The sequence below is a fragment of the Bifidobacterium sp. LH_491 genome, from assembly GCF_056356495.1.
On record NZ_JBKEUI010000001.1, the window covers coordinates 111,084 to 137,437 of the forward strand.

The window sequence follows — 26,354 nt, forward strand, 5'->3', positions numbered from 1 at the left end:
TTAGCGCACGGTGATGGCACTCCACGACACCGGCGGAAGGGTGATGGATACCTTGCCGCCGTGCGCGTCGAGCGTCGCGGAATCATTCGGATGCAGGGTCACGCGGTTCTGGTCGTCCAGGGTATTGCGTGCCCACATGTCGTCGTCGTGCAGGGTGACGGCTTCGAGTGATTGCCAATTGCCTGCGGGCAGCGTGATCTCGAGGGGGCGCTCGCCTTCGAGGAGACGGTTGACGGCAAAAATGGTTACCGAGCCGTCGGCTCCGCGAACGGCGACCGCGTTGAGTTCGGGAACGTCACCATAGCGTTCGGTGTGGAACGTGCCGGTGGACAGCTTCGGTTCCAGCACGGTGCCGCCCTTGGCGAGGCGTGCCGTGGTGGCGAAGGGGTAGAACGTGGTTTGACGCCATGCGGGGCCGCCCGGTTCGGTCATGATGGGGGCGATGACGTTGACCAGCTGGGCAAGGCTTGCGGCGTGGACGCGGTCGGCGTTGCGCAGGAGGGTAATCATGAGGTCGCCGAATACGACGGCGTCGGCGGCCGAGTAGATGTCTTCCAGCAGACGCGGGGCGACGGGCCAGTTGCCGATGCCTTCGGGATTGCGGCTTGGTTCTTCGTTGAGATACCACACGTTCCACTCGTCGAAGGAAATGTAGACGTTGTGCTTGCTCTTGAGCTTGGCTTTGGTGGCGTCGATGGTGGCGGCGACATCCTTGATGAAGCCTTCCATATCGACGCCGGCGGCCATGAAGCTTGCCATGTCGCGGCTGCCGTCTTCCTGCAGTTCGGGATGGTAGTAGGCGTGGCAGGAGATGAAGTTGACTTGTTCGTAGGTTTTCTCCAGTACGGTTTGTTCCCATTCGCCGAAGGTATCCATGACGTGGGAGCTGGAGCCGCAGACAACGAGTTCGACGTCGGGGTCGATCTGCCGCATGCCCGCGGCTACGGATGCGGCGAGCGTGCCGTAGTCTTCGGCGGTTTTGTGACCGAGTTGCCAGGGGCCGTCCATTTCGTTGCCGAGGCACCACATGCGAATGCCGAAGGGCTGATCGGCGCCATTGGCGCGGCGTGCTTCGGATAGGGCCGTTCCGGAGGGGACGTTGGCGTATTCGAGGAGATCGAGGGCGTCTTGCAGGCCGCGTGTGCCGAGGTTGACGGCTTCCATGAGCTCGTTGTTGCCGGTTTTGCGCAGCCATGAGGCCATTTCGTGCAGTCCGAACTCGTTGGTTTCGGTGGAATGCCACGCGAGGTCGAGGCGACGGGGGCGTTGGTCCTTGGGGCCTACGCCATCTTCCCAACGGTAGCCGGAGACGAAGTTGCCGCCGGGATAGCGCACGGTGGTGGCGCCGAGTTCGCGCACGAGGTCAATGACGTCTTGGCGGAAGCCTTCGTCATCGGCGGTGGGATGGTCTGGTTCGTAGATGCCGGTATAGACGCAGCGGCCGAGATGTTCGACGAAGGAACCGAACAGGCGGTCTTGTACTGGGGCTACGGTGAAGTCGTTGTCAACGACGAATGTTGAGGGCTCTTTCATGATGGTCCTTCCTTATTGGCTGTATCGCAAAAGAACAACGTTGTATCTCTGCGTGCGCAACGCCGGGGTTGCGCGAAGGGGTACAGTAAAAAGATACAACCTTGTACTTATAAATTCATGGTACCCTATCGAAAACTATTACGCAACATGTGGAGTTCGTTTATGAAAGATTATGCGATATGCATATAACGCTGAGAGGAATAAATGTCGGTTTTATGGGGCAAAATATGCGACAATGAAGAGAGAACCTGTTGCAAAGCAGCATGGGTATCGTGTCCGATGTGGAGGTATCAGCATGAGCGGGCGAGTGACCATCAAAGACGTGGCGAAGGAAGCTAACGTCTCCATTAAGACCGTGTCGAACGTGTTGAACCATACGGGGAGCATGCGTCCGGAAACGAGGGAGCGGGTCGAGGCGGCGATTAAGCGGTTGGGGTATACCTTGAATGTGGCGGCCCGTGCGATGAAAGTGGGCGGAACCCGGCTTATCGGTCTTAATATTTTCGATTTTTCGCAGCCGTTCGCTCCGTATTTGGCGGATTGCGTGATTGCCAGCGCTAAGCGGCGCGAGTATGGCGTCATCATTAACACGTATGGCATGTCGGTAAATGGCTTGCCGGAAAGCATCGCGGATACCTATCGTCTTGGTGCCGATGGTTGGATTTTCTTTACGGGGATGCCGTTGGCGCAGGAGGGGCAGCTTTTGCATCAGCCGTATCCGTTGGTGCTGGCGGGCGATTATTTGTCCTATGGCAAATCCGATATGGTTACGATGCCGAACATTGATTCGGTGTGTGCGACGGTGGGCAAGCTATTGGATTCCGGTGTGGATGATATCGCGTTGATTGGCATGCGCACGGATGAGCGGGATTGGCGGACGCTGGCCACTGCTACCGAAGGCACGGATGTGCTGCGAGCCCAGGGCTATGTCAAAGCGTTTGAGATGCGTGGCAAGCAGTGGAATCCGCAGCGGTTGCTCACGATGGATCAATGGACGCATACCGGAGGTTCGCAAGCAGTTGACAAGCTTTTGGATGGCGGTAAGCATCCGCAAGCCATTCTGTGTATGAATGATGCTTTGGCGTTGGGTGCGATAACACAGCTGCAGCGTCGTGGTTTACGCGTGCCGCAGGACGTGCAGGTGATTGGCTACGACAATGTGCCGGAAACCAAGTATGCCATGCCGGGATTGACTACGATGGATCCACATGTGGAGCAATATGCCGATCGTGCGGTGCAGATGGTGATTGAACGCATTGAGGGCTACGACGGTCCGGCCCGCACGTTTGTGACGCCGTATGACTTGGTGGAGCGCGACTCCACGATGCTCTAAACGGCAGACCGTCGGCATGGATGTGGTGACGAGCCTGAGCGTTGCGATACGCGAGCATGGTCTCGACTTGCACGGCTGTCCGTGGTAGGGATGGATATACCCTCCCGATAGGTAGCCGCATGTACCCTCGACATTAACCGCATATCGCGCACGCAACCAAGGAGCACTAATGAGCGCTGAACTTTCCACAACCGCAGCCAATGCAACTGCTGTCAATCCTGCATCTTGCACAGATGTGGCCGGCTCGGCCCACGACGCTGAATCCGGCGCTGCCTCTGCCGCTTCTGTGCCGTCTACCCTTGGCCCTGCGTCCAGCGGGTCGCCCGAGTCGCCGGACGCCGGGCATATCCGTACCGCGTACTTTGCGGGTGGCTGTTTCTGGGGTTTGGAACGCTACTACCAGGGCGTGGACGGCGTGGTGGACACCACGGTAGGCTATGCGCAGTCGCAGGTCGACCATCCGAGCTACGAGCAGGTTTGCCACGGCGAAACGGATGCGGTTGAGACGGTGATGCTGCGTTTTGACGAGCGTCGGGTGTCATTGCGCACGTTAGTCCTGCTGTTTGTGGATGTGGTGGATTGTTTCTCGGTGGATCAGCAAGGTCCCGACCGTGGTCGCCAGTACCGCAGTGCGCTGCTGTATCTCGACGATGCGCAGCGTGAGACATATTCCGAGGTGATGGCGTTGGTGGAACGTCGGGCACGTCGGGAGCCTGCCGTACTGGTCGAGCCATTGCGCAATTTCTTCCCGGCGGAGGCGTACCACCAGGATTATCTGATGACCAATACCGGTGGATACTGCCATATTTCGTTGGAAGCGATTCGTGATGTGGCGCGTCGCCAGCGGTATATCGATCGAGTGTGGCAGTTGGATGATGAACAGTTTGCGGTAACGCAGCTTGCTGCTACGGAGCATCCGTTTGACAATGCGTATGACCGGGAGTTCCGTCCGGGAATCTATGTGGATGTGGTGAGCGGAGAGCCGTTGTTCACGTCTGCTGACAAGTTTGATTCAGGGTGTGGCTGGCCGGCGTTTAGCAAACCGATTGATGGCAGTTCCTTGACGGAGCATCGTGACCTGACGCTGCCGGGGCGTCCGCGGGTGGAGATCCGCACTGCTGAGACACAGATTCATTTGGGGCATGTGTTTGATGATGGCCCTCGTGAACTCGGCGGTAAACGATATTGTATGAATTCAGCGGCTTTACGTTTTATTCCCCTGGAACGTATGGAGGAAGAGGGCTACGGGGCTTATGTACCGTTAGTGAAGACTCGTTCGTAATGATGGTGAACACAACGTCAAGTACTTGTTATTTGATAAACTATTGACCGATTGTGCACGCGCGATTTTGCAGGGGAGGACTGCATGGCATTCGAGGAACAGCTCGTGTCTCAGCGGAATGGTCGTAGCTCCGATGCGGAAAATACCGATGGCGGCATTACGCTGATGGATCTCATCCGCATTATTCGCAAGCATTCGATTACCGCGATTGTTGGTTTTGTGGTGATTTTCTTGGGCGTGTGCGCGTACACGGTGATTACGCCGGCGAAGTATTCGGCTACCGCGCAGACGTTCGCCACGTATAGCGATAGCACGGGCGATGATGGCGATATTTCCACGATTAATAGCGCCAGTTCGTATATCGCCAATCAGATTAAGTCGTATCCGTCTTTGGCGACTACGGAAGCGGTGTTGCAGCCGGTGATCGATAAGTTGGGGTTGACGACGACGGTGAGCGATTTGGCAGCCACGTTGACAGTGACGAATCCCGACAATACGGCGTTTGTGAATATTACCGCCACGTCGGAAAGCCCACAGGAGTCGGCTTCGGTGGCGAACGCGGTTGCCGATTCGTTGAGCAATGTGGTGGAGCATTCCTTGTATGCGTCGAATCGTCAGTCGCCGGTGAAATTGTCGGTGGTGCAGCAGGCGCAAGATCCGGTTGGGCCTAGCTCGCCTAAGGTGGCGTTGAATCTCGCCATTGCCGTGGTAGGCGGCGTGATTGTGGGTATTTTCGCCGCGCTGCTCAAGGATTTGTTGGCAACGCGCGTGCAGGAAGTGCGTGATTTGCAGGATGCGATTAATGCGCCGATTATGGGTCGTATTCCTACGGACGACGTGCTCAAGCGGAGTGCTCCCGTGGTGGTGACGGCGCCTGGCGGTGCGATTGCCGAAGAATTCCGCCGCGTGCGCACGAATTTATCGTTTACGGCTCCAGTGTCCGGTACCAAGGCTCGTTTGATTGTGATTTCATCGGTCAGTCCGAATGAGGGAAAGACGACGACGTCGGTGAACATCGCGGCAGCTTTGGCGGAAAATGGTGCCAGTGTACTATTGATTGACGCTGATTTGCGACATCCTTCGGTGGCGAACAAGCTCAATCTTGAAGGCAATGCTGGACTGACCCATGTGTTGTCCAAGCAAGCGGCGGTACGCGATGTGGTGCAACCGTATTGGAAGCCGAACCTGCATATTATGCCTGCTGGTCCGAAGCCTCCGAATGCGGCGGCTTTGTTGAACTCTACGACTATGAACGAGTTGATTAAGCAGGCGTTGAACCAGTACGAGTACGTGTTGATTGATACCTCGCCGATGATTGTGGCCAATGATGCCGCGGTATTCGGTACGCTCGGCAACGGCGTGGTGCTGGTGTCTGGTCGCGATGTCACCGATAAGCGTGAACTTCGTGACGTGGCGATGCAGCTGGATAACTTGGATGTCGCCGTTACGGGTTTCGTGTTCAACTTCGCGAAGGAAAGCAAGAAGTCGAGCAGCTACGGCAATTACTACTATGAGGATGAGCAGCCGAAGGAGGGGCGTCCCCGCCGGTCGGCTCATTCTCGCTGATTGAAGGCGATACATATCTATGACTGGGGGCGGCTGCCACTATGGGCAGCCGCCCCCAGCGCGTTTACGATCGATGTGTTATGCCTCCAGCGTGGTACGTGATGGGGCGTAGTGTTTAGCGCACCATATGGCTAGACCACACTGTGCGGCGTAGGACAGATGGCGCAGCGTGTGATATGCGTGCTTGTAGCGTAGTCTCAGCAACGCGTTGCATCCCCGTGGCGGTTATCGGCAGTATTGTGCCATGTTGTACGGTATACGCCGTATTGCGGCTTATTGTGGTTGCGTGGTTTGCGCGATAAGTGATAGCGCTTGGTTGATGTGGCGGTAAGCCTGTTCGAAATACTCCATGCTACGCCGGTACGGGTCGGCGATATTCAATGGATCGGGTAGCATCGGACGGATCATCGAAGCTTGGAATATCACGCTTTCCAAGCGTTCTTGACGTGTGGAGCCTTGCATGAGGCCGTTGTTGGCGCAGTAGGCGCACATATTGGCAAAATCGGCCAAGAGGAAAGTCCGACGGCTTGCGGTGGGGGCGATAGTGGCGATTTCTGTGCGCTGTGGCTGCTCAAAGCACAGAATTAGGTCGCTGGATTGCACAAGTTGAGGAGTGATCCGTTTGGAACGGAAGCCGCTGGCGTCAATGCCGTTGGCTTGTAGGATGTGTCCGCTGGAGGGGTCGATGGGATGTGAAGGCAGACCGCGTGTGCCGGCGCTGTCCGCAATCATGTCGGGTTCGGGAATATGTATGGGCAGCAGCAGCTCGCCCATGGGAGATCGACAGATATTGCCAGTGCAAACAAACAACCACTTCATATCCTCCACGATACCGGTTCGTGACGGCAAATGTGGGGATGTGACGATGTGTTGCGTGCGGTGTTGTTATGCGCGGCAGGCGAATCGAGATAGGGTGTGTGCGGTTGGATATAGCAAAGCCTCCGGGGTCTCCCGGAGGCTTTGTCTGATTAGGCTGTGTCGTAAACGACTAGCTCATTCAGCGAGCGTGAGCCTTGCGGATGGAGATCACCGCGATACCAGCGGCGGCCATCAGCACCACGGCAATGGCATAAGGAGCCACAGACGCGCCAGTCTCCTTCAGCGGGGTCTTGGTGGTGCCGGTGGTGTTGTTGTTAGTGCCAGTGTTCGGGACCGTAGCTTGAGCGGTCTGAACAGCGCCGGTTTCTTCATCTGTAGCAGTAGCCTTGATCACCGTGCCCGCGGAAACATTCTTCTGCAGGACATACTTCACGTTCAGGGTACCCTTGGCGTCAGCGTTGAAGGTCTTGGAGGCAATCTGTACGACATCCGACACGGTGGCAGTGTCATACGAGACGGCTACCCGGCCATTGGGAGTGAGACCAGTGAACGAGAACGATACGGATGAGCCGTCCGTGCTCGGCGTGGCGTATCCTTCGGCCATAGCAGTGCCCGTGATGGACAGCGCGCCGAACAGGGTAGCGACTGCAGCCACGAGAGCGATAATATGCTTCCTCATGATAATTCCTTAACTTTCTTACTCTATTTTGCAAAATAGTGCTTGAAATGAATCAACTCGCGGGGGGGGGGCTATCCATTAAGCCGCCCGTCAGGAGGTGTCCCTTCTCGCACACTTTGACAGTGTATCACAATCCCGTAATTTATGTGGAAGCAATATTACGTTTTGGAACTATCTAGTAAAAGCGTTGTAATTTTCGTAATTAAAACTATGAAGGAAGTGTAATGTAACGCTATAAAATAGATGTTTACGACAGTGTGTGTAATAAAAATATTCCATATCGTCGTATTTATATTGGAAAAATCTACAGACGGTGGATATCGTGAAGAATTGGCAAGTTGCCGGGAATGTTGAGCCGGTACGGGGGTGTGCCCCGTGGTGGCCGCGACGCTTCATGTCGCCGCAGCCACCACATGCGACACCGCTACTTCACGGTAGCGGGCAACAGATTCACCTCGAAGCGGAAACGCTCATCATTCAGGCGGTAACGGTCCTGCAGTTCAGGGCCGCAACTGTTTGATCCGATGCCGCTTTGCTGGTAGTCCACACACACCACCGTCGCCGAGGCGCGGTGCAACTCATAGTGATGGGCGCACGCGGTCAGCTCCTCCTGGGTATACGGCAACGCTTGGAAATCAAATCTCCGCAAGGGGTGGTCGGACGTATGCTCCGGGTTGGGTTGCGCTTGCAGCAGATGCAGCGACACATCATCATCCGAGATGCACGCCCAATCGCAGCCGTGATGATTGCCGTTCTCCTGCGGACGCACATACGGTTCAACAAAGGCATCAGGAGTGCCGTGGAACACACCATAATAGCTGGCCTGATGCTTGTCGACATAGCTTTCCGCAGGGCCCAGGCCGCAGTAGGAGACGCGATCCATGCGTTCCGGCAGGAACATGCGCAGACCGAAACGCGGCAGGAATGGCATCGCCATATCGCGCTGCACGTCCATTGATAGGCTGATCAAGCCATCCGGACGCACCTGCCACACGGTGTCAACGGTGGCGATACGCTGTACGATCGGCGCCACCAACGCGATGCGGCACTGTATGGAAACGCTTTGGTCTGTGGAATCGACATGTCCCTCAAGTGCGCGAGCATAGGCTCTGTCATATTGCGCGGACAGCCACTGTTCCTTGATATACCGGTCATTGTCGGTGGGGGCGCGCCAGATGTTCAGCTCCATCGGACGCTGCAGCAACTCGCGCTGGTTCACGCACAGTGACGTCCACAATCCCGTTCGGGTGTCCAATACGTAGCGGAACGTCGGAGAAGACACCGCAATGGTGCGGTTGGTGCGCGTAACGTGCAGCGGTGCGTGCTGTGTTGCGTTTGGCTCGGTCGTGCCGGCAAGCAGCTGCGTCACATGGCGATTGCGCGTGTCAGCGGTAGGAACCGCAACGTCATCGAAGCCGAGCATATCGTCCTGGTGTACGAACCGCGTGTTGCCACGTTGGCGATAGCGCACCAGTAGCGTAACCGTGCCGGTGGCGTTGCCTCCCAACGTGCGTAGGGCATCATCCCAGTGGGCAATGGTTACGGTGCCTTCCTTGTGCGGCGCTATGGCAAGGTCGCTATTCGGAGTGAGCGTGCCTGACCACACGGCCTCACCGTCATGGCGTAGTTCGACATCAACCGTAACCGCCCGGTCGAGCGTGAGGAAATCAAGATAATTGTGCAGGGTCAACGTGCCGGTTGCCGCATCGAAAGCGGTGACACGAGCCGGGCGATACACATTCTTAAACTCCAGCAATCCCGTATGCGGTGTGCGATCTGGATATACCAAGCCGTCCATGCAGAAATTGCCATCGTGGGGGTATTCGCCCGAATCGCCGCCATACGCATACATATGGCGTCCATCCGGCGTGGTGCCGCGGTCGATGGCATGGTCGCACCACTCCCATACAAATCCACCGGCAATGGCATCGTAGCGTTGAATCAGCGCAAAATAATCTTCCAAATCGCCTGGGCCATTGCCCATAGCATGGCTGTATTCGCACATCACATACGGTTTGGCGCCATTGTCGCCATCGTCGCCGTTGTTGCCATCGCCCTGCGGGCCTTGCGGCGAACAATAGCGTTCAACCTCGTCCAGTCCCGGATACATGCGGCTATGCACGTCAAGATTGCTGAAATCATACGTGCCTTCGTCGCTGACATACCGGGCGCTCTCATAATGGGTCAGGCGGCTGGAGTCGAAGGTTTTCGTCCAACGCAGCGCCTCCTCGAACGTGCGACCGAACGCGCACTCGTTGCCCATTGACCACATGATGACGCATGGCCGGTTCTTGTCGCGCTCCACGCAGCGACGAGTACGATCCACCGTCGCTTCACTATACGCAGGGTTATTCGCAATGCGCTCGTTCCAATGCTGCAAAGCGCGATCGCGCTCCTCGGGCGGTAGTATCGCCGAAAACGTGCCGTGGCTTTCGTTATCCGCCTCGTCAACCACATAGAAGCCAAAGCGGTCGAACAACGCGTAGAAATGCGGTGCGTTGGGGTAGTGGCTTGTGCGCACAGCATTGACATTATGCTGCTTCATCACTGCCAAATCGCGCAAGAACTGTGCTTCACTAATCGCCGAGCCGGTGACCGGATCACTGTCATGCCGGTTCACGCCATGCAGCACGACAGGACGGCCGTTGACGGTAAGCACCGATCCATTGGCTGCAACCTCGCGCACGCCCAAATATTCGTTAATCACCTCGCCCGGCGTGCGAATCACCACCGTATACAAATACGGGTCTTCGGCATTCCACAAATGCGGATGGTCTATCGTGAAATGCAACGTCACATCGGGGCGGAACTTGTCCGGAGCTTGCTCGCCGCCAATCGTAGCGTCACGCAACGGCTCATCCGGGTCATAAATGGCGCGTCCCAGCGAGACGCCGTCGGCGTCAATAATTTCCATATTGACCGACGTGTGCACGCCATCCAGGAACTGCACATCGCAATCCACCTGTGCACGGGCAGCGGTAAGGCCATCGGCATTTATCTCATGCAACGACGTATGTATGAAGAAATCCCACAGTGCTTCCTTCGGGCGGCGGGTCAGATACACGTCACGGAAAATACCGCTCGTGCGGAACTTGTCCTGATCCTCCATGTAACTGCCATCGCACCATTTGAGCACCAGCACCGCAATCGTATTCGTACCCTCATGCAGCAAGTCGGTGACCTCAAACTCACTCATGCCGTGCGAAACCTGCGAGTACCCCACGAAAGAACCGTTCAACCACACATAGAAACACGAATCCACGCCCTCGAATGTCAAAATATTGCGGGGTGCCAGCGGATCGGGAACGAACGTGAAATCACGTACATACGTGGCGCAAGGATTGTCCAACGGCACATGCGGCGGATCAAGCGGGAACGGATAGTTGATATTCGTATACTGATGGCCATCCACGCCAAGGTTCTGCCACACGCTGGGCACCGTGATGCTGCGATAGCCCTCGTCGGGCGTGTGTGGTGCGTTCGCCTCATAAAACGCCGGTTGATGACGTTCGGGCGCACGGCGAACCTCGTCGTCGAGAACATACAGATTGTCGTAATAGCGAAAATCCCATTCGCCGCTCAACATCAATATGCGTCCCGAAGAGACGCGGCGCTCGCCGCGGGTATCGCCGGGTTGCCGGGCGGGCACATAATACGCGCGATTAGGCAAGGTGCCTACGTGTAGATGCTCCATATCCTCGTGATAGTGGTGCACCAAAGGAATGAAACCGTCTTCGACCGTGCGCTCGGTGCCGTCGCAAGACCAGTGCGGGAAAGATGGGTTATCCATGCCAGGACTCCTTTGAAGCTGACGAAATACTCTTAAATTCTAAACCATGAAACACGTATGTGGGAGGGAAGGAGTCGCCAATGTGCATAAGTGGATAACTACACGGTATGCAGCGGCAAAATAAGCGAGGCGCGTGCCGCACCTGAACCGGTGGCACGCGCCTTGTAAAAACACTTGTTGGGAACCCTATGCTTGCTTGCGTTGGGTGAGCTGATAGGCGATGAGCAGAATAGCCAGCCAAATCGGGCCAACGATCACCGCCACCAAATAGCTCGGCGAGAAACACATCAGCACTACCACGCAGGCAAGAAACACCAACGTAATCCATGGGGATACGGAAGCGAACGGCATCTTGAAATGCAACCTGCCAAGCGCTTCCTCACCGCGCAGTCCCGCCAGCTCGCCCGGGCCTTCGCCCGCCGCCACACGCTTGCGGAAATGCATCTGAGTGATCAGCACTATGGTCCAATTGATAATGCCCGCAATCGTGGCGATCGACATCAGATAATTGAACGCAAACGCCGGCCACAGGAACACCACCACTACAGCAACCGCAGTAATCACTGCCGAAGTGAGCACACCTGCAACCGGCACGCCGCGCTTATTCAGCGTGCCCAGATAGGCCGGTGCGTTGCCCTGCTTGGCAAGTGAATACAGCATGCGCGAATTGGCGTATAGGCCGGAGTTATACACGCTCATCACCGCAGTCAGGCACACAAAATTCAGAATGCCGGCAGCGGCATGCACGCCCACCGAGTCGAAAATCTGCACGAATGGGCTGGTCTCACCGTCCAAGGTATCCCATGGCACCACGGCCATAATCACACCCAAAGCGGCAATATAGAACACCAAAATACGCCAAACGATGCCGTTGGTGGCCTTGGGAATCGTCGTGCGCGGTTCCTGTGCCTCACCGGCCGTAATGCCGATCAATTCTGTGCCGCCAAAGCTGAACATTACCACGCATAAAGCCATCAGCAGACCTGTCCACTGGCCGTTTGCGCCGCGAGACAGCAAGCCATGCGGCAGGAAACCATCGCCAACGGTGAACCAATTGGCAAACGACGCGGCCACGCCGGATGCGGTCGGCAAATGCAATAGCAGCACCAGCAGACCGCCCAGAATCATCGCGATAACCGCAACGATCTTGATAATGGCAAACCAAAACTCAAACTCGCCGAACTTACTGACGCCCAGCAAGTTGATGGCCGTGATCAACACAAGGAAAAACGCCGCCGACGCCCACTGCGGAATCGCAGGAAACCAATAATTCACAAAAGAGCCGACTACCGCAAGCTCGACCATCGACACCAGAATATAGTTGAACCAGTAGTTCCAGCCCGACACAAAACCGGCGCGCTTGCACCAGTAATGGGTCGCGTAATAACTGAATGCACCAGCCTTCGGATCCTCGACGCTCATCTCGCCCAATGCGCGCACGATCATGAAAATCGCAAGCCCGCCGACCAGATAAGCCAACAGAATCGAGGGGCCAGCGAGCGAAATCGACTCGCTGGATCCGTAGAACAGGCCGGTGCCAATCGCGCCACCCAGCGCAATAAGCTGGATGTGGCGGTTCTTCAACGACTTACGCAGTGACGCTGTGGCGGGCAATTCGCCGCCATCAGGCGCACCGTTGGTGTTGATTGGTGAGGAAGTCATGCCTCGTCGCCCTTTCTTCTCATGCGGCGCTGCCTGTAATGCGCCGCAGGGTTGGGGGTAATCTACGGCAGCGCATGTTGCGTGCGGATGAATTGTCCAGCATACGGGAAAATTGGGCGATATTGCGGACATTGGTCGGTGTGGGCGTTTTCTTCTGGCGGCATGTCGTATTTTGCGGTTTAATGGATACACAGGCTAACCCGTTGCGGCAGCGTGGTTCGTGGTGGGAGGTACGGCATGGCGAGCATTGTTTTTGAACACGTCGTCAAAGAGTATCCTGCAGGTCGAAGCGTGATCCGAGCTTTGGACGATGCCAGTTTTACGGCAGATGAAGGCAGGCTTACCGTCATTCTCGGGCAATCCGGCGCTGGCAAGACCACGGCGTTGAATATTCTCGGCGGCATGGACACCGCCACCAGCGGTCGGGTGATCGTTGCAGGGCGAGACATCGCTGCGTTGCGGGGGCGCGAACTCATCAACTATCGGCGTAATGACATTGGCTTCGTCTTCCAATTCTATAATCTCGTGCCCAATCTGACCGCTCTGGAAAACGTCGAATTGGCGGCGCATATTTGCGAAGACCACTACAACGCCGCTGAGACCCTGGCCCGTGTGGGGCTGGCGGACAGGTTGAACAACTTCCCGGCGCAGCTTTCCGGTGGCGAGCAGCAGCGGGTCTCCATTGCGCGGGCGCTTGCCAAGAAGCCTACATTATTGCTCTGCGACGAGCCGACGGGCGCCTTGGATTATGAAACCGGCAAGGAAGTGCTGCAGTTGTTGCAGGATATTTGCACGGACACCGGCATGACAGTGATCATCATCACGCATAATTCCGCGCTGGTACCGATGGCGCACAAGGTGATTCGGTTTCGTTCCGGCAAAGTGGTAGGGCAAGATGTCAACGAGCATCCCACGCCCATCGCCGATATCGAATGGTAGGCGCGAGATGGTGCGGGGCAGGCATGCGATGCGCGGCAAAAGCCGTGCGGGCAACGTATTCCTCAAAGATACGTTGCGTATGTGGGCGGGGAATTGGAAACGATTTGTATCCATCGCCGTCATTGCCATGCTCGGCGTAGCCGTGCTCGTGGGCATGTATGCGGGATGTCAGGATATGTTCCGTGGTGCGAGCCGGCTATACGAGGAGCAGCGGTATTACGATGTGCAAATCGTCTCAACCGCAGGTTTGACGGATGCGGATTTACGTGCGCTTCGGCAAGTGGACGGTGTGCAGAGCGTGCAGGGCGAGCATATGCAAGCCGCGCAGGTGTCGGTGAAGGGCTCGCGTAAGTCGGTGACGCTCACTGCGCTAGGCAGCCAGGAAATCAGCCGTCCCTACGTATTGCGGGGCTCCTTGCCTAAGCGCAGCGATCAGATTGCGGTTACCGAACAGTTTGTGGCGGATAGTGGCTTGGATGTGGGCGATACGGTAACGTTAAGCGCCGATAGCCAGCAAGAGACCGGTGAGCCTGCTGACGGGCAGACAGGCGGGCAACTGGGCGAACCGGCCGATGGGCAGGAGGGCGAACAGTCGCAAGCCGTCGATGTTCCCGAACACGCCACGATTTCGGCGGTGGTCATCGATCTCAACGATTTATCCAACCCCAATGGCTATGCAGGTGTGGCGTTTCGTAAGAACGCCGCCAGCGACTACTCGTTCTTCACCATGCCCACAGATGTCGGAGCGCCTTATGCGGCGGCATCGATACTGGTGGATGTGTCCAATCGCGAGCAAACCTTCAATGATGTGTATGAGCGCGAAGTCAACGATGTGGTGCATCGTATCGAGCGCAATGTGCAACAACAGCGTGAACAAGCACGGCATGACGAATTGGTCGATCAAGCAGTCGATATGGCTGCCGCGCGTATTGCCGCCGCGCAAGCCACGTCCACGCTCGACCGCGCCAGCGTCGAAGCAAGCGTGCCGGCAGTCACCTGGTACGTGAACACCAGAGCCACCACCGGCAGCTACAGTACGCTGAAATCCGACGTGCAATCCATCGAATCGCTGGGCCGTGTGTTCCCCGTCGTGTTCGTCCTCGTCGCCGTACTCATGAGCCTCACCGCCATGACCCGTATGGTCGAAGAAGACCGCGGGCTCATCGGCACATACTTGGCGCTTGGGTTTGGCCATCGCACCATCGCCCTGCGTTATCTCGGCTTCGCGCTGCTTGCCTGCCTCATCGGCGCCGGCGTGGGCGACCTTGTAGGATTCCTCGGCATACCGGCGTTTCTGCTGGTGGTTCTGCAAGGCCTGTATCTCGTGCCCACGGTGTCCCTGCAATACGACTGGGCATACGGCAGTATCGGCGTGCTGATTTTCGTAGTAGGCATAGGCATCGCCACCGTCATCGCGTGCTGGAACGAAGTACGGCACACCCCGGCTACGCTGATGCGTCCCAAAGCCCCCAAAGCCGGCTCGCGCGTACTCTTGGAATACTGCACTCCACTCTGGCGTCGCATGAGCTTCCTCAACAAAGTGACCGCCCGCAACCTCTTCCGTTTCAAGGGCCGACTGCTCATGACCATCGGAGGCGTCGCCGGATGCACCGCATTGATCGTATGCGGCATGGCCATCAACGACACCGTCGACACCTTGGGCGCTCGCCAATATCATGACATCGATCATTATGACATGTTGGTCGTCACTGACCCAGGGTCCTTCGAATCGCTACGAGAGCGCATCGCCGACGACGGTAAAGCCACGCATACACTGCCGGCCGAAGTCATCAACGGCGATATGAGCATCGGCGGCGAACAATCCGCAGACATTCAGCTGGTAGTCATCGACGATGCCGACGCCAAGGCGATAGGCACTATGATGAGCTGGCGATCCGTAGAAGACCATGAGTCCATCAGACTGGCCGACAACGGCATCATCGTGACCCAAAGCGCCGGCAACTCCCTCGGCATACGGGCCGGTGACACCGTAACCGTGCGTGGTGACGGCGTGCTCGGACAACGTTCGGCGCGGGTAGCTGCCGTCAGCCGCAACCTCATCGGCTCAAACGTATACATCAGCGCCGCATACTACCGCCAGCTCTTCGGCGAAGACATGACACCCAACGCACTTTACGCCACGCTACGCGGCAGCGACACCGCCAACATCGACTACGTCGACACACTCGCCCACGAAAGCGAAGTACTCTCCGCAACCAGCACCGCGCAACTGCTGCGCGACTTCACCTTCGACCTGATGAGCGCCGTCGTCGCCCTCATCATCGGCCTAGCAGGCGGCCTCGCGCTCGTCGTACTTTTCACCCTCGCCAATACCAATATCTCCGAACGAGTACGTGAAATGGCAACGCTGAAAGTCCTCGGATTCTTCAACCGAGAAGTACACGTCTACGTACATAAGGAAATGCTCATCCTCACCATCATGGGCATCGCCGTAGGCCTACCTCTCGGAGCATGGATCGCCGGATGGCTCACCGAAGCGCTGGCCATGCCCTCACTGTACTTCGCCGTATACATTGCGCCCACCAGCTACCTCATCGCCGCAGGCGTCACCTTCCTCTTCGCGCTCATCGTGCAATGGCTCACCAACCCCGCCCTTGACCGCATCGATCCCGTAAGCTCGCTCAAAAGCGTAGAATAAGCACGGCATCAAGCGTCGGTTAGAGAAGGAGAACGGTATGGCAACGCCCCGTGCGAACGAACAACCCTGGGTGGCGGTAGGAGCGCTCGGCGGCACTATTTCCATGACCACCGACAGCCACGGCGAAAGCGCAGTGCCTACACACGGAGCCGCAACACAAGCCGCATGGTTGACCGGCGGCGGAGTGGACGGCATAACCGTGCGCTCGCAGGATATCGCATTGGTTGGCTCACCGTCCATGACCGTGCGTGTGCTGCTGCAGGCGTTGGCGTTTGCACGGCAGGCCGTGGAAGATGGGGCGAGCGGCGTTGTGCTCACGCATGGCACGGACACCATGGCCGAAGCTGCGTATTTGTTGAGTGTGCTGTGGGATAAGGAAGCGCCGCTGGTGTTCACCGGAGCGATGCGTCCCGCAGATGTGCCGGGCAGCGACGGGCCTGCGAATTTGGCGGGTGCCGTAAGGGTGGCTGCTGATCCGTCGATGCGCGGTCTCGGTGTGCTGGTGTATTTCGCAGACTTTGTGCATAGCGCCACGCTGTGCGAAAAAATGGATTCGACATGGGTAAGCGCATTTGATTCGCCGGGCTGGGGGCCGTTGGCGCGTGTGGATGCGGAATCCATTACCCGCGTGCTGGTGCCGGGTTTCCGTTTTGCGCCGTTGCCTGATCCCGATCCCGAAGTGCCCATTCATATTCCTATCGTCACCGCCACGTTGGATGGGGATGGGTTTGCGTTGGCCGCTTTGGCGCAGGGCGTGCGCGAGCGTGAGGCTGATGGTGAGGGTGACGGTGTGTGCGGGCGATGCGAGGCCGTAGTGTTGGCAGGTGCCGGCTCGGGGCGCGTGTCGGCGCAGGCGGCGCAGTATGCCAAGGCGCTGGTGGCGCAAGGGGTGACGGTGGTGTTGGTGCGCAAGCCATCTCGTGGCGTCACTACGCGGGGAAGCTATGCGTATCCGGGGTCGGAAACGGATCTGATTGCCGGCGGGTTGATTCCGGCTGGCTTGCTGTCACCGGAAAAGACGCGATTGTTGCTGCATGTGCTGCTGCAAGCGGGGTATCGTGGCGAGGAATTGGCCGCCGAATTGCGGCGCCGCTGCCTGGCGTAACAGTACATGATGCAACATCGCGCCACGCGGGGATTTTGCCTTGGCATAGGTTGTGGTATTGTATTCACGTTGTGTGCTGCGTCAGCAGTTCGCAGTGGAGGATTCGCCTAGTGGTCTATGGCGCACGCTTGGAAAGCGTGTTGGTGTAACAGCCTCACGAGTTCGAATCTCGTATCCTCCGCCATCAAAGGCTTTGGCATTGCGCCAAAGCCTTTTTGTTTTCTCGAAGATTGATGGTGCGTGGCAGAAGTTGCGGCGCAGCCGAGTCGGGCAGATCCTGCGGCGCCGCAACTGTTTCGCTGCGATACAAGTCGCCGTCATAGAATGTGCTTGCGTGTCATCCTTATCGATATCGGTATTGCGCAATACCATCCGTGAATATATTCAAATCCAGATAGCGCAATACCGCGGCGATTGCCATAACCATGGACGCCACGAACGGTTGTTGCGCCGTGGTCGTGCATCGCGGCACTTCCGTTAGGGCTTCGCTGCCGTTCGTTGTGGCTGCGCGTTGTGTAAGGGTATTGTTGGCGGCTTGTAGAACGATTGGCGGGCGTCAGTTCTTTTTTTTGGGGGGGCATACGGTCCCTTCCTATCACCACTTGATATACGCAACAACACGCCGAATAATGCAAGGTTGCACTTGTGTGGAGAGCGCCTAGAATTGACGGCGTTTGCGGATGCGACGATAGTGCGGTCGTGGAGAGAGCGGCCTATATGTATTGGCTACGTCGGGCGTGAATCGTGGCGGCAACGAATGGCCGCGTGCCGGTAGGCCGGCACATTGACACACAGCAAACAAATCCAGAGAATGCGAGGGTTCCCTCACATGTACGTCGACCCCAATCGTAATCAGCAAGCCAGCAACCTGCGGTGGATCCTGCCATATTGTAAACCGGATCTACCTCGTATTTTCGGCTCCATCCTGTTGTTTATCGTCAACGACACCATGGCGCTTATCGTGCCGCTGTTATCGGGCATGGTCGTGGATCGTGTCATCATGCAGGGGCGTGTCGACGAGTTGACGCGCCTATGCGTCATGATGATTGTCGTCACTGTCGTGCGTGTGGCGTCTCGATACGGCTACCAAATGTGGATGGAACGCTTTGGCCAGAACAGCGTATTCCGCTTGGTTTCGGACGAGTACGAAAAGCTACACAACCTTGACTTTACCTACTTCAATCACACGCGCACCGGCGACATTATGAGCCGCATGACCTCGGACACGGACGCCATACGACATTTCTTGAGCTGGGTCACATACCAAGTGGCCGATTGCGTGGTGATGTTCGTAGGCGCATTATGCGTCATGGTCACCATTGACTGGCGTTTGGCGCTCGCATTGGCGGCGCTCACGCCCATTATCTTCTTGCTGACGCGGGGACTGTCAAGCCATGCACATCCACTGTTTTACGCGATTCGTAACTCGCTGGCATCGTTGAACTCGATGGTGGAGGAGAACATCGAAGGCAACCGCGTGGTCAAAGCGTTCGTGCGCGAGCCTTACGAGACGCACAAGTTCGACGATCACAACGACGATTACCTACAACGCAACATGGATCTCGCCTACAATTCACGGCGATACATGCCATGGTTGGACGGCTGCGGCTTCTCCCTGCAGCTCATCACATTGGGCCTTGGCAGCTGGCTGGTTATTCGCGGGTATATGACGCTCGGCAATTTGGTGAGCTTCAACAGCTACCTGTGGATGATTGACGGGCCGGTTCGCCAATCCGGCTGGCTGATCAACGATTGGCAACGTTTCAATGCAAGTTGCATTAAGATTCGTCGTTTGCTGACCTCGCATTCGCGGATCGTGGAAAAGCCTGACGCCCAGGAGGCGGTCAAGCAAGCGGTGGCGATTCAGTCTCAAGTGGGCGGTGCCAAGCCGGTGGCTCCCGACCGCATCGGCGGTGAGATTCGGTTCGACCATGTGAGCTTTGCCTTCCCGGATGACCCGGAAACTCCGATTCTGCGTGATATTGACTTCTTCATTCCCGCCGGTGGCAAACTGGGAATCCTGGGCGAAACCGGCGCTGGCAAATCCACATTGGTCAACCTGGTATCACGCTTCTACGATCCGACGCTGGGCCATGTGCTCATCGACGGCATCGACGCAAGGGACTGGCCGTTGACAACGCTGCGCTCGCAGGTGTGCATTGTGGCGCAGGATACGTTCCTGTTTTCCGACACCATTGGTGGCAATATCGGCTTCGGCGCGCGTGACAATTACGACGAGGAGTATATCCGACGTATGGCGCAGATCGCAGGTGCCGACGGGTTTATTCGTTCCATGCCGGAGGGGTATAACACCGTAGTGGGCGAGCGTGGCGTAGGGCTGTCTGGTGGGCAGAAGCAACGCTTGTCGTTGGCTCGCGCATTGGCCGATAATCCTTCGATTTTGATTATGGATGACACCACTAGCGCGGTGGATATGGAAACGGAAGCGGAAATCCAGCAGCATCTGCGTGAGATGGATGGGAGTAAAACCATTATCACCATTGCGCACCGCATTTCTTCGGTGAAAGATGCCGATTTGATTTTGGTGTTGGAGCGTGGTCGTGTGGTGGAGCGTGGCACGCATGCTGATTTGGTGGCCGCTCATGGCCGGTATTGGGAGATTTATCGCAAGCAGTTGGGCCTGCAGTCTGGCCAGTCCCAAGGTTTTGGCGAGTAGCGCAGAAGGAGAGGAGGAATCGTTATGGCACAACGTAATACATATCGTGAAGACGAAGAGTTGGTCGAGCAGATTAACTTCCGCGATATTCTGCGCATCAGCGCATATTTGAAACCGTATATGCCGCAAGTCGTGCGGATTTTGGCGGTGGTGATTGGCATGAGCTGCATTGCGGTAAGCGTGCCGTATCTGACCAAAATCATGATTGACGATGCCATTCCGAACAAGAACGTGCATGAACTTGGCGTGCTTGCTGCGGTACTGGCGGTATTGATTGTGGTGTACGAGCTGGGGCTGCGGTATCGCACGGTATCGATTACCCGCGTGGGGCAGATGATGCTGAAGGATATGCGCCGTGACTTGTTCACGCATATTCAAACGCTGCCGTTCAGCTACTTCGATTCGCGCCCGCACGGCAAAATTCTCATTCGAGTCGTGAACTATGTCAACACGTTGTCGGATACGTTGTCGTCCGGTCTTATCAATGTGATTTCCGACGTATTTACGTTCCTTATCACGCTGGTGGTCATGTTCGCGATTGATTGGGAATTGGCGCTATGGAGCCTGATGTTGTTCCCCGCGCTGATCGTGTGGGTGCGTGTATTGCAGTATTTCCAACGCCGGGCGTATCAGAAGCTGTCGAATAAGCAGAGCAATCTGAATGCGTACATTCATGAATCGATTGCTGGCGTGAAGACTACGCAGACCTTTGCTCAGGAGCAGGCGCAGTTCCGCACGTTCCAGGAACAGCAAAGCGAGGTGCGCGCTGCGTGGATGAAGGCGGTGCACATTCAGTTCCTGATGTGGCCTGGCGTGCAGCTGATTGCCACGTCCACGGTGGCGTTCATCTATTATGTCGGCATCATGGGCTTCGGCGGCGTGCAGGTGACGACCGGTGTGCTGATCGCGTTTGTCGGGTATGCCAATAACTTCTGGAATCCGGTAATCAATATCGGCAATTTCTATAATCAGCTCATTACCTGTTCGGCGTATTTGGAGCGCATTTTCGAAACGCTGGATGTCGAGCCGGAGATTACGAATGCGCCCACCGCGTGCGATTTGCCGCAGATTCGCGGCAAGGTTGACTTTAACGATGTGGTATTTCGTTATGAGGAGGGTGGCCGCAACATCCTCAACCTGGTGGACTTGCACGTTGAACCGGGCCATACAGTGGCGTTGGTCGGCCCTACTGGCGCGGGCAAAACCACGATTATCAACCTGCTGTCGCGATTCTATGATGTGTCCGAAGGCTCGGTGTGCATTGACGGCTACGATGTGCGCGATGTTACGTTGGAGTCGTTGCGGCGTCAGATGGGCGTCATGTTGCAGGATACGTTTATTTTCACCGGCAATGTGCGTGACAATATTCGTTACGGCAAGCTTGATGCGACGGACGAGGAGATTGAACGGGCCGCCAAGGCGGTGCACGCGCACGAGTTCATCATGGAATTGCCCGATGGCTACGACACGGTGGTGGAGGAACGTGGTTCGACGTTGTCTGCCGGTCAGCGTCAGCTGATTGCTTTTGCCCGCGTGCTGCTGGCCGATCCACGCATTCTTATTTTGGACGAAGCCACCTCGAATATCGATACGCGTACGGAGGAGGCATTGCAGGCTGGGCTGAACCATCTGCTCAAGGGGCGTACGAGCTTCATCATCGCACACCGCTTGAGCACCATTGAGAATGCGGACGAAATTTGCTACATCGATCATGGGCAGATTGTTGAGCATGGCACGCACGCGCAGCTGCTGGAGGCCAAGGGTGCGTATTACCGCCTGTATGAGTCGCAATACGCGATGATTCGTGTGGCCGTGGGAGCCGACGGCGTGTGACGGCCAGTCTGTCGCAGTGTGGTTGCGTGCGGCACGTGCCTGGTTGGGTGCGTGCCGCGTCGTCGTATGTCGGGCGGAAAATGCGCGTTCGCGGGGCTGTCGAACTCGGGGAAGATAGCGAGGTTCGGGTAAGTTGGTGGCTATGGCGTTAGCACTGTATAGAAGGTATCGTCCCGACACGTTTGATGGTGTTATTGGGCAGGATCAGGTCACTGTACCGTTGAAAAGAGCCTTGGACGAGGGCAAGCTGACGCATGCGTATCTGTTTTCCGGCCCGCGCGGATGTGGCAAAACGAGTTCGGCGCGTATTTTGGCTCGATGCGTGAATTGTGAGCAGGGGCCGACGTCGCATCCGTGCGGCGAGTGTGCCAGCTGCCGTGATTTGGCGACTGGTGGACCTGGTTCCATTGACGTGGTGGAAATCGATGCCGCCAGCCACAACGGTGTGGATGACGCGCGTGATTTGCGTGAGCGGGCGGGTTTTGCGCCGGCGCGTGACCGGTACAAGATTTTTATTTTGGATGAGGCTCATATGGTGACGCAGCAGGGTTTCAATGCGCTGCTGAAAATCGTGGAGGAGCCGCCGGAACATGTGATGTTTATTTTTGCGACAACCGAGCCGGAGAAGGTGATTGGCACGATTCGTTCGCGCACGCATCATTACCCGTTCCGTTTGGTGCCGCAGGAGATTATGGGACCTTACTTGGAGGAAGTATGCGCCAAGGAGGGGTTGAGCCCTGAGCCGGGTGTGCTGCGTTTGGCGATACGTTCGGGCGGCGGTTCGATGCGTGACACGTTGTCGGTGCTTGACCAGTTGATGGTTGGTGCCGTGGATGGGGTTATCGGGCATGATGCTGCGGTGGCGCTGCTGGGCTTTACGCCGGAAACGTTGATTGGCGAAGCGGTTGACGCGGTGATTGACGAGGATGGCGAGCGGCTGTATGGCGTAGTGCAGCAGGTGGTGGTCGGCGGGTATGATCCGCGCCGGTTTATTGAGGATTTGTTGGCTCGCGTGCGCGACATTTTGGTGTTGTCGTTGGGCGGAGAGCGTGCGGAGCGTGTGTTAAGTGATGACGCTGCCGAGCGTATGGAGGATGTGCGCAGGCAAGCGCAGGCGTTGTCGTTGGCTGATTTGACGGCGATGGCGGACACGTTGAATGACGCGCTCAAATCGATGTCGGGCACGACGTCGCCGCGTATGCGTTTGGAACTGCTGGCGGCGAAGTTGTTGGCGAATCGGCAGCAGCCGGTGGCCGCGTCACGCGCTGATGTTGCGATTGCGGGCGGGGGGGCGGCGTCGAATGGTGCGGTGGAGTCGGTCGTTGCGGCTGGAGGTGCGGCTGGCATGGCGGCAGGTGTCGCGACTACCGCTGCCGTTCAGTCTGCCGGGTCTGCCCCGGTTGCGGCCGTCGCACCTACTGGCAGTGCGCGAAGTGCGGCGTCCTCGGCTTTGGCGGCGGTACAGGCCGCACGCTCCGCGTATGCTCCATCGACGTCTGCGCGTATATCAGGAGCGTCAGATTCGCAAGGTGTGGCGACTACCGCGGCTGCCCCGGCAACATCTGAAGCATCTACGATGCGCACGGCCGCTGCCGCTCCTGCTGGTGCGGCTGCACAGTCAACGCGTTCGCTAGACGAGCGTTGGGATGCGGTGGTTGCTGCCCTGCCCGAATCGGTGCGTGATTATGTCACGCGCGACAAAGTTCCCACAGTTGCTTTGGCTGTCGATGGCAGTGGCAAGTCGCGTTTATCGATGACGTTCGACTGTTCGTTAAGTCAGCATGCGTTCGCGTTGGCGGTGGATACCAGTGCGCAATCGGGCGGTGAGAAAGCGGCCAAAGTGGTGTTGGCAGCGGCTCGTGCCGAGTTTGGTGCGGGGGTCATGATTGCCCCGTCGCAGGTGGCGGCCAATGGTGAACGGGTTGAGGCGGTAAGCCGCATGAGTCCCGAACAGTTGGCCCAGGTGAAGAAGCATATTGCTATGGTTAAAGCGAACGAGGCGTTGGCGGGGACGCGTAGTGCGGGGGCTGATGGCGCAGCTTCACGAGAGTCGCAGACGCAGGCTGAGTCCACACATGGTGATGCCGCGTCATCGTCTACTGATGACGACCATCACCGGGAGCATGAGGATCACCGGGAGCGGCGGGAACCGTCTGAACATCCCGGAGAGTCCCGACAGCGTGACGATAGCACGCAGCAACAGCATGATGCTGATCCGTGGGCGGAATCCGACCCGTGGGATATGTCTGCGCAGCAGGAACATACCGAGTCGACGGCGCAGTCTGAAGTGACCGTCGCGTCGCAATCCGGTAGCAAACATGTGGATGTGCCGGATGTAAGCGACGATATTGACCCGTGGGCTGACCAGCCGAGTATGGAAGAGTTGCGTGAACGTGCAGCCAAGGCGCAAGCCGAGCAGGCGCAGACGTCCGTGCCATCGAGAGCTGCTGCGATGATGCCTGCAGAGCATGCTGATTCGTCGGTTGTGGCTATGCCGTCTCATGATGTGCTTGGTGGGCAGATGAAGCCGTCGGCATTTGACGAGTGGTCGCGCAGCAATACTGCGCCCGACGCACCACAAGTCGCCGCTGAAGAAGATGAGTATTCGTTGTCAGACGAGAGCTTGAGCACGTCCACGTCACTGGATGTGCAGGAGTTGTCGCGGTTGTTTGAGGTAAAGAAAATCGAGGAGTTCGCGGCTGGAGATGCACGTCATCCGTTGGCGAAGACCCATCAGTAGCGGTTGTGTTATGGGTGAAGCCACTTGGCATGTTTCCTCATCATTCTGAGAGATGGTCGTGTGCGGGACAGCCGGGCGTTCGCCCTATGTCGCACTCGCGCGGAGTGGCTGTCGGACATCTCGGTATGATGGCGTGCGTATGCCATGCGCGACTGCGGACGAAAGGAAAGCCTGATGGCCTTGATGTATGACGGTGCGGTGCAGCGGCTGATTGATGCGTTCTCCGGTCTGCCGGGTATCGGTCCCAAGGGCGCGCAGCGTATTGCCTTTCATTTGCTAGGGGCCAGCGACGAAGTGGCACAGGGGCTGGTGGAGGCCATCACGGAAGTGAAGGAAAAAATTCGATTTTGTGAAATATGCGGCAATGTTTGCGAATCTTCGCCGTGTCCGGTATGCGTCGATCCTCGTCGTGACCATACGGTGATCTGCGTGGTGGAAGAGCCCAAGGATGTTATGGTGATCGAGCGCACGCGCGAATTCCGTGGTCTGTATCATGTGCTTGGCGGCACCATTAATCCGATGGCGAATGTGGGGCCGTCTGATTTGCGTATTCCCGCATTATTGCAACGGTTGCAAAATGGTGACGTTACGGAGATTATCCTCGCGCTTAATCCCAATATCGAAGGAGAGGCCACGACCACGTATGTCAGCCGGCTGCTCTCGCCTCTGGGCGTGAGGGTCACCCGGCTGGCCAGTGGTTTGCCAGTGGGGGGCGATTTGGAATATGCCGACGAGATTACGCTAGGTCGAGCTTTGGTGGGCCGCCGCGATGCATGATGCTGCTAATGGGAAAAATTGCTGCCTCGGGCGAAAAGGTCGTTGCGTTGCAAACATGGCGGTATTGATGCATTGTTTCATGGTTGGTTTCGCATGATGGGCGTGGATTGTGTGCGAGACATGCTCTTTTTCTATAATTAATTCCGGTGCGTAGACTAAAAGGCACAGTGTTCGAGCAGAAGACGGGAATATCGTGGCGCTGATCGTGCAAAAGTACGGCGGATCATCCGTGGCAGACGCGGAGTCGATTAAACGTGTCGCCAGACGAATCGTGGAAACTAAGAAAGCCGGGCATGACGTCGCGGTTGTGGTGTCAGCCATGGGGGATACCACGGATGAGCTTATTGATCAGGCGTTGAGCATTGACACCAATCCGCCTGCCCGTGAAATGGACATGCTGATGACTGCCGGTGAGCGTATCTCCATGAGTTTGCTGGCTATGGCGATTCATGCTGCGGGCGGGCAAGCGTATTCGTTTACCGGCTCGCAAGCGGGATTCATGACCGATGCGCAGTTCGGAGCCGCGCATATCAAGGCCGTCAAGCCTGACCGGGTGCAGCGTGCGCTGCGCAAAGGGTGTGTGGCTATTGTCGCCGGATTCCAAGGCATTAACGAAGGCGGCGACTATACGACGTTGGGGCGCGGCGGTTCGGATACATCGGCGGTGGCGCTGGCGGTGGCGTTGGGCGCTGACATTTGTGAGATTTACACGGATGTGGATGGCGTGTTCACCGCTGATCCCCGCATCGTGCCAACCGCCAGGCGCATCCCGGTCATCGACTATGAGTCGATTCTGGAAATGGCATCCTGCGGCTCCAAAGTGTTGGCATTGCGGTGTGTTGAGTACGCGCAGCGTTTCAACATGCCGTTGCATGTGCGCAGTTCGTTCTCGCATAGGCGGGGCACGTTGGTCGTGCCGGACGGCGCCGACCCGCGCACGCTGCCGAATATTGGATAACG

Annotated in this window: 16 protein-coding genes and 1 tRNA gene; 12 read left to right on the top strand and 5 right to left on the bottom strand. The window is 57.2% G+C overall.

Features of this window, described 5'->3' with window-relative positions; genetic code table 11:
• Positions 1-1,533, bottom strand: a complete 1,533-nt coding sequence (arfA, locus tag AC1AWK_RS00410; protein WP_476567353.1) for an arabinosylfuranosidase ArfA — start codon at positions 1,531-1,533, stop codon at positions 1-3.
• Between the two features lie 295 nt (positions 1,534-1,828).
• Between arfA and AC1AWK_RS00415 the strand changes: the two genes are divergently transcribed.
• The 3 genes from AC1AWK_RS00415 (at position 1,829) to AC1AWK_RS00425 (ending at position 5,714) form a co-directional block, all read left to right on the top strand.
• On the top strand, positions 1,829-2,866 hold the full coding sequence (locus tag AC1AWK_RS00415; RefSeq protein ID WP_476567354.1) for a LacI family DNA-binding transcriptional regulator: 1,038 nt from the start codon (positions 1,829-1,831) through the stop codon (positions 2,864-2,866).
• Positions 2,867-3,035: 169 nt separating this feature from the next.
• The gene (msrB, locus tag AC1AWK_RS00420; protein WP_476567355.1) at positions 3,036-4,148 is read left to right on the top strand and encodes a peptide-methionine (R)-S-oxide reductase MsrB; all 1,113 of its coding nucleotides are present in this window, start codon (positions 3,036-3,038) and stop codon (positions 4,146-4,148) included.
• Positions 4,149-4,232: 84 nt separating this feature from the next.
• Positions 4,233-5,714, top strand: a complete 1,482-nt coding sequence (locus AC1AWK_RS00425; protein ID WP_476567356.1) for a tyrosine-protein kinase domain-containing protein — start codon at positions 4,233-4,235, stop codon at positions 5,712-5,714.
• 273 nt (positions 5,715-5,987) lie between these two features.
• On the opposite strand, the gene AC1AWK_RS00430 is transcribed toward AC1AWK_RS00425, so the two are convergent.
• The 4 genes from AC1AWK_RS00430 to AC1AWK_RS00445 form a co-directional block, all read right to left on the bottom strand.
• Positions 5,988-6,533 (bottom strand): arsenate reductase/protein-tyrosine-phosphatase family protein, encoded by a 546-nt coding sequence (locus AC1AWK_RS00430; protein ID WP_476567357.1) that lies wholly within the window; start codon positions 6,531-6,533, stop codon positions 5,988-5,990.
• Between the two features lie 178 nt (positions 6,534-6,711).
• Complete coding sequence (locus tag AC1AWK_RS00435) at positions 6,712-7,212, bottom strand: hypothetical protein (RefSeq protein WP_476567358.1); 501 nt, start codon at positions 7,210-7,212, stop codon at positions 6,712-6,714.
• A gap of 424 nt (positions 7,213-7,636) precedes the next feature.
• The gene (locus tag AC1AWK_RS00440; protein ID WP_476567359.1) at positions 7,637-11,002 is read right to left on the bottom strand and encodes a glycoside hydrolase family 2 TIM barrel-domain containing protein; all 3,366 of its coding nucleotides are present in this window, start codon (positions 11,000-11,002) and stop codon (positions 7,637-7,639) included.
• Between the two features lie 186 nt (positions 11,003-11,188).
• Positions 11,189-12,664 (bottom strand): amino acid permease, encoded by a 1,476-nt coding sequence (locus tag AC1AWK_RS00445; protein ID WP_476567360.1) that lies wholly within the window; start codon positions 12,662-12,664, stop codon positions 11,189-11,191.
• Between the two features lie 237 nt (positions 12,665-12,901).
• Here AC1AWK_RS00445 and AC1AWK_RS00450 point away from each other — a divergent pair, with 237 nt between their 5' ends.
• The 9 genes from AC1AWK_RS00450 (at position 12,902) to AC1AWK_RS00490 (ending at position 26,352) form a co-directional block, all read left to right on the top strand.
• Positions 12,902-13,603 (top strand): ABC transporter ATP-binding protein, encoded by a 702-nt coding sequence (locus tag AC1AWK_RS00450; RefSeq protein ID WP_476567361.1) that lies wholly within the window; start codon positions 12,902-12,904, stop codon positions 13,601-13,603.
• A 7-nt stretch (positions 13,604-13,610) separates the two neighbouring features.
• A complete protein-coding gene (locus tag AC1AWK_RS00455) occupies positions 13,611-16,262 on the top strand; it encodes an ABC transporter permease (protein ID WP_476567362.1) in 2,652 nt (883 codons plus the stop codon).
• A gap of 37 nt (positions 16,263-16,299) precedes the next feature.
• Positions 16,300-17,367, top strand: a complete 1,068-nt coding sequence (locus AC1AWK_RS00460) for an asparaginase (protein ID WP_476567363.1) — start codon at positions 16,300-16,302, stop codon at positions 17,365-17,367.
• A 96-nt stretch (positions 17,368-17,463) separates the two neighbouring features.
• Positions 17,464-17,551: transfer RNA gene (locus AC1AWK_RS00465), tRNA-Ser, on the top strand.
• A 645-nt stretch (positions 17,552-18,196) separates the two neighbouring features.
• Positions 18,197-20,044: an ABC transporter ATP-binding protein gene (locus AC1AWK_RS00470; protein ID WP_476567364.1), complete on the top strand. Its 1,848-nt coding sequence runs from the start codon at positions 18,197-18,199 to the stop codon at positions 20,042-20,044.
• Positions 20,045-20,068: 24 nt separating this feature from the next.
• Positions 20,069-21,877, top strand: a complete 1,809-nt coding sequence (locus AC1AWK_RS00475) for an ABC transporter ATP-binding protein (RefSeq protein ID WP_476567365.1) — start codon at positions 20,069-20,071, stop codon at positions 21,875-21,877.
• A 142-nt stretch (positions 21,878-22,019) separates the two neighbouring features.
• Positions 22,020-24,617 (top strand): DNA polymerase III subunit gamma/tau, encoded by a 2,598-nt coding sequence (gene dnaX / locus AC1AWK_RS00480; protein ID WP_476567366.1) that lies wholly within the window; start codon positions 22,020-22,022, stop codon positions 24,615-24,617.
• Between the two features lie 174 nt (positions 24,618-24,791).
• Positions 24,792-25,394: a recombination mediator RecR gene (gene recR, locus AC1AWK_RS00485; protein ID WP_476567367.1), complete on the top strand. Its 603-nt coding sequence runs from the start codon at positions 24,792-24,794 to the stop codon at positions 25,392-25,394.
• 193 nt (positions 25,395-25,587) lie between these two features.
• The gene (locus AC1AWK_RS00490; protein WP_476567368.1) at positions 25,588-26,352 is read left to right on the top strand and encodes an aspartate kinase; all 765 of its coding nucleotides are present in this window, start codon (positions 25,588-25,590) and stop codon (positions 26,350-26,352) included.
• The last annotated feature ends 2 nt before the right edge of the window (positions 26,353-26,354 follow it).